The organism is Aeromonas sp. ZOR0002 (assembly GCF_963866995.1).
Lineage (GTDB): Bacteria > Pseudomonadota > Gammaproteobacteria > Enterobacterales > Aeromonadaceae > Aeromonas > Aeromonas caviae.
On the sequence record NZ_CAWMFQ010000125.1, the window covers coordinates 1 to 4,562 of the forward strand.

The following is a 4,562-nucleotide window of genomic DNA, read 5'->3' on the forward strand; positions in this document are numbered from 1 at the left end:
AGATGGCGGCTGGCGGCGTGGCGGAAGTGGAAGCCTATCTGGCCGATACCCGCATCGCCAGCCCACACGAGGGGGAAGTTGCCCAGGTGCTGTTGCGTAGCGGCGAGCTGGCTCCCCAGGGCTTCCCCGTGGTGACCCTGCTCGACATGAAGGATGCCTGGGCCCAGTTCCATGTCCGTGAGGACCTCTTGCCAAGGTTCCCGGTCGGTACCGAGTTTGATGCCCGTATTCCCGGCCTGGGGGATCAGCTGGTGCGCTTCAAGGTGACCCATGTGGCCGTGATGGGGGATTTCGCCACCTGGCGTGCCACCGACACCCGCCAGGGGTTTGACATGAAAAGCTTCCAGGTGGAAGCGCGCCCCTTGCAGCCGGTTGACGGGCTGCGGGTCGGCATGAGCGTGCTGGTCGAGCTCTGATGGGACGCGAATGGCGGTTGCTCTGGCAGGACCCGTTCGGCCGGGCGCTGGCGAGCTGGGTCCCCTTGCTGCTGATAGGGATCCTGTGCTGGATCTTTTCAGCCGGCCTGGCGCGGGATCTCAAGGTCGGTCTGGTGGATCTGGATCGCAGCACCCTCTCCCGACAACTGGCGTTCTCTCTCGATGGCTCCGCCGGGCTCAAGGTCGCCCAGCAGTTTGACGCCATCGACGAGGGGGCCAGGGCACTGCGTGGGGGAGACATCTATGCCCTGGTGGTGATCCCCCATCACCTGGAGCGGGATGCCCGCGAGGGGACGCAACCCAGGGTGACTGTGTTCAACAATGGCCAGTTCATCCTGATTGCCAAGCTGGTCAACTCCGCACTGGCCCAGGTGGTGGGAACTCTCAATGGCCAGGTGGGCGTGCTCTCGGCCATGGCCGACGGCAAGACGCTGCCCGGTGCCCTGGGACAATCCGTACCCATTGCGAGCCAGGTTACCGCGCTCTACAACATCAATTCCAGCTACGCCCAGTTTCTGCTGAGCGCCCTGCTGCCTGCGGTGTGGCAGATCCTGGTGGTGCTCTATGGCCTGAACGCCCTGGCCCGCACCGATCGCCTCGGGTTGGACTGGACCACCAGAGGGGTCTGGTTCGGCCTCTGGCGTACCCTGCTACCCCACGTGCTCATCGGCTGGGGGTGGGGTCTGGCGTGGAGTCTGCTGCTGTTCAAGGGGCTTGGGTACCCCATGCAAGGCAGTTGGCTGGTGCTGACGGCGGGGCTGGGACTGGCGTCGGCCGCTTGCGTCACCATGGGGGCCTTCTTCTACGCCATCATCCGGGATCCGGCGCGGGCGCTCTCTCTGGCTGGCGCCTACACGGCGCCGGGATTTGCCTTCATGGGGGTCACCTTTCCGGTCACCGCCATGGGTGATGTGGCCCAGTTCTGGCGCAGCCTGCTGCCCATCTCCCACTATGTGGAGCTGCAGATCGGGCAAACCAACTACGGTCAACCGTTGACGGCGGCCCTGCCCCAGCTCGGGGCTCTGCTGCTGTTTCTGCTGCCCCTGCTGCTGGAGGTACACCGCTACCGGACGCCGTCGGGCGCGGCCCTGCCCCATGAGGAGTCCAGGCCATGATGGGATTCTGGGATCTGGTGCGCCTTGAGCTGCGCACCCTCTTGGCGGATCGCGCCATCATGCTGACCCTGTTTGGCGGCGTCTTCTTCTACTCCTTCCTCTACCCCCAGCCCTACCTGCACCAATTGCCCAGGGAAGAGCCCGTGGTGGTGGTCAACGAGGATGGCAGCCAGCTCTCCCGCCAGCTGGAGTTCATAGCCGATGCCACGGCGCAGGTGAAACTGGTGGCCCGTGTCGGTTCGCTCGACGAGGCCCGCCAGATGATGCTGACCGGCAAGGCGAGCGGCATCTTGCACATTCCCCGCCACTTCTATCGGGATCTGATGCTGGGCAGGAGCGTGACCCTGGGTTATGCCGGGGATGCCTCCTACTTCCTGGTCTATGGCACCATTGCCGAAGGGCTGGCCCAGGCGGGGGGCACGCTCGCCGCCCAGGTGAAGGTGGCCAGGCTGTTGAGCCAGGGCGAGGCGCTGCCCCAGGCCGCCATGGGCTGGAACGCGGTGGCCCTCAATGTGCTGCCGGTATTCAACCCCACCATGGGCTATGTGAACTACGTGGTGCCTGCGGTATTCGTGCTGATCCTGCATCAGGTGTTGCTGATGGGGACCGGCATCCTGGGGGCGACCCAGAACCAGCGCAGCCGCCGTGGCGAGTCAGGCTACTGGCAACATGCCCCCGTGCCGGCCTTGTTGCTGGCCCGCACCCTGGTGGTGGGGGTTCTTTTCGTCCTTCCGGTGACCTACTTCTTCGGCTTCTGCTTCGATCACTACGGCATTGCCCGCACCGCTGTACCCGGCGAACTCTGGCTCTTTACCCTGCCGTTCCTGCTGGCCACCACCTGGCTCGGGATCGTGCTCGGCGCCCTGTTCACCCGCCGTGATCTGCCGACCCAGGTGGTGCTTGTCTCCTCTTTGCCGCTGGTCTTCCTGGCCGGCTTTATCTGGCCCCTTGAGCTCATCCCGGCCCCCCTCAACTGGCTGGCCCAGTGGGCCCCGAGCACGCCGGCCATCGAGGGATTCCTGCGCCTCAATCAGATGGGGGCCGACTTTGCCCAGGTCTCCCGCTACTGGTGGCAGTTGTGGGGACTGGCGCTGCTGTATGGCGCTCTGGCGTGCTGGTTGCTCCGCTGGCGTCAACCGTGCCCTGCAACGCGGCCGGATGATGGGGCGACAGCGTCTTCCACCGACTAGGCCCCTTGCAACAACACGGTCAGCCACTGGGCTGACCGTGTTGCCATTCACAGGGATCATGGCTGACTCAGACCCGGATCGCCGATGGCATAGATCTGGCCGCACGCCTCCTGGTCGGTGAGCAGTTGCAAACCCCGTATCGCCACATCCTGGCGCCTGACCAGGCCATGCCTCTCTTGCCCCTGGCTCAGGATGGCCTGACCCGTGGGCTCCCCATCCTGCAACCCTGCGGGGCGTAAAATGGTCCACTCAAGGGTGCTGGTCTGCAGCCAGCTTTCCGCCAGGCTCTTGAGGCGTACCTCGTGTCCGAAGGCGGCGCGAGCCCGCTCGGGCAGGTATTGCCAGCTGTCGCCACAACCGAGGGAGGTGACAAGCAGCAGGCGGCTGAGCCCGACGCGCTCCATCTCGTCGATCACATGGCGGTTGCCCTGATAATCCACCGGTGCACTCTGGCGAAAGCTGCCGAGGGTGGAGACTACCCGGGCATCCCTGTCCGCCAAGCGGCAAGCCTGGGCCACGGCCTGGGGGTCCAGGGCATCCCCGATGACGACCTCGACTCCCAGGGTATGCAGCTCGCTGGCCATGTCGGCATGGCGCACCAGGGCAACGACCCTGTGGCCCAGTTGCAGTGCGTGGTCGGTGAAGGCGCGGCCCAGTCCGCGACTGGCACCGAAGATGAGTGTGGTTGGCATGACAGGCCCTCTCGAACAAAAGAGCAAGCCTAGAGCCTGGATGGCTCTCTGTAAATGAGAGTGGTTTTTATTTGTGAGGTGCAGGGGATATGAAGGGCCGGACATCAGGGACGCCGGCCCGACGGGATCAACCGTTGTAATGGCCGATGCTGGGACGGCGGCTGGGTCCGCTCAGGTGGATGTCCACCGGATTGAACGCCTTGATCGCCTCATAGCTGAAATCACCGATGGCCTGATGCAGGCTCTGGGGGCTGTGGTTGGTGATGATGATGACGCTTTTGGACAGGTTGCGACGACGGCGCAGCAGGTGGCCGAGGAAGCTGGACTGACTCTCCGCCATCTTGGCGCGGTTGGCTGCCACCTCGTCGATGATCAGCAGGTCCACCTCTTCCAGGGCGCGGCGGTACTGGTTGCGCTCCTCCTGATCCTGGATGACGTTGAAGAAGAGCCTGTCCACGATGGAGGCCCACTGCTGGAAGATCACCGACTTCTGGTGGCGCGCGATCAACTCGTGGGCCACGGCACCCGCCAGGGTGGATTTGCCGGTGCCGTAATCGCCGTAGATCAGCATGCAGCCCCCGCCGCTCTTCTCCCAGTGCTCGAAACCGCTGATGAAGTAGCGGGCTGTCTCGATGGGGTATTGCAGGGCCGGGTCACCGGAATCCATCTTGTCGAAGATCCAGTCCGGATTGAGGTCGGCCTGGGCGATCAGCTTCTGGATCCGCTCCTGGCGGGCGGCCTTCTGCAACTCGCGCACTTCGGCATTGGCCTTGGCGTCGTACTCCTTGCGCAGGGTCTCGTAGTCGTACTGGCTGCCGCCGGTTGCGGCCCGCAGTCGGAGAATACGTTGCTGCAGGCTGCTGACGTGACGCTTGAGCTCGGGATCATGAGCCCGTTGCTCCTGTCTCGCCTTGGCGATTTTCTGGCGTTTGGCCTCGATCTCTTCCAGTGCCTGGCGCATCGGGTCGTGCGGATCTGTCATGGAATTCTCCTTCTGCTAGGGCTATGGCTGGATGGGCAGGGGGTCAATAGTGCACTTCGTGGCCGCCTGGTATCAATCATTCTCCGGCTCCTGAGCTTGTGCCAGCCGTTTGGCCTCATCGATCATCTCTTGCGCCCGGCGGCTCC

General features: G+C 64.3%; 5 protein-coding genes. 3 read left to right on the forward strand and 2 right to left on the reverse strand.

Annotated features, from left to right (window positions below):
• The 3 genes from AACR77_RS07140 to AACR77_RS07150 all read left to right on the forward strand — a co-directional run.
• Positions 1 to 416, forward strand: a 416-nt coding sequence (locus AACR77_RS07140; protein WP_042880589.1) for an HlyD family efflux transporter periplasmic adaptor subunit, incomplete at its 5' end; no start/stop codon positions are given.
• Positions 416 to 1,552, forward strand: a complete 1,137-nt coding sequence (locus AACR77_RS07145; protein WP_042880590.1) for an ABC transporter permease — start codon at positions 416 to 418, stop codon at positions 1,550 to 1,552. The genes AACR77_RS07140 and AACR77_RS07145, both read left to right, overlap by 1 nt.
• Entirely contained in the window at positions 1,549 to 2,742 is a 1,194-nt protein-coding gene (locus AACR77_RS07150) for an ABC transporter permease (RefSeq protein WP_042880592.1), read from the forward strand. The genes AACR77_RS07145 and AACR77_RS07150 overlap by 4 nt, the downstream gene beginning before the upstream one ends.
• A 56-nt stretch (positions 2,743 to 2,798) precedes the next feature.
• Here the strand turns inward: AACR77_RS07150 and AACR77_RS07155 are convergent, their stop codons facing one another.
• Both AACR77_RS07155 and AACR77_RS07160 read right to left on the reverse strand, forming a co-directional pair.
• Positions 2,799 to 3,434, reverse strand: coding sequence for an SDR family oxidoreductase (locus AACR77_RS07155; RefSeq protein WP_042880594.1), 636 nt, complete (start codon positions 3,432 to 3,434; stop codon positions 2,799 to 2,801).
• Positions 3,435 to 3,561: 127 nt separating this feature from the next.
• Positions 3,562 to 4,416, reverse strand: coding sequence for a DnaA ATPase domain-containing protein (locus AACR77_RS07160; protein WP_010675546.1), 855 nt, complete (start codon positions 4,414 to 4,416; stop codon positions 3,562 to 3,564).
• Positions 4,417 to 4,562: the final 146 nt, after the last annotated feature.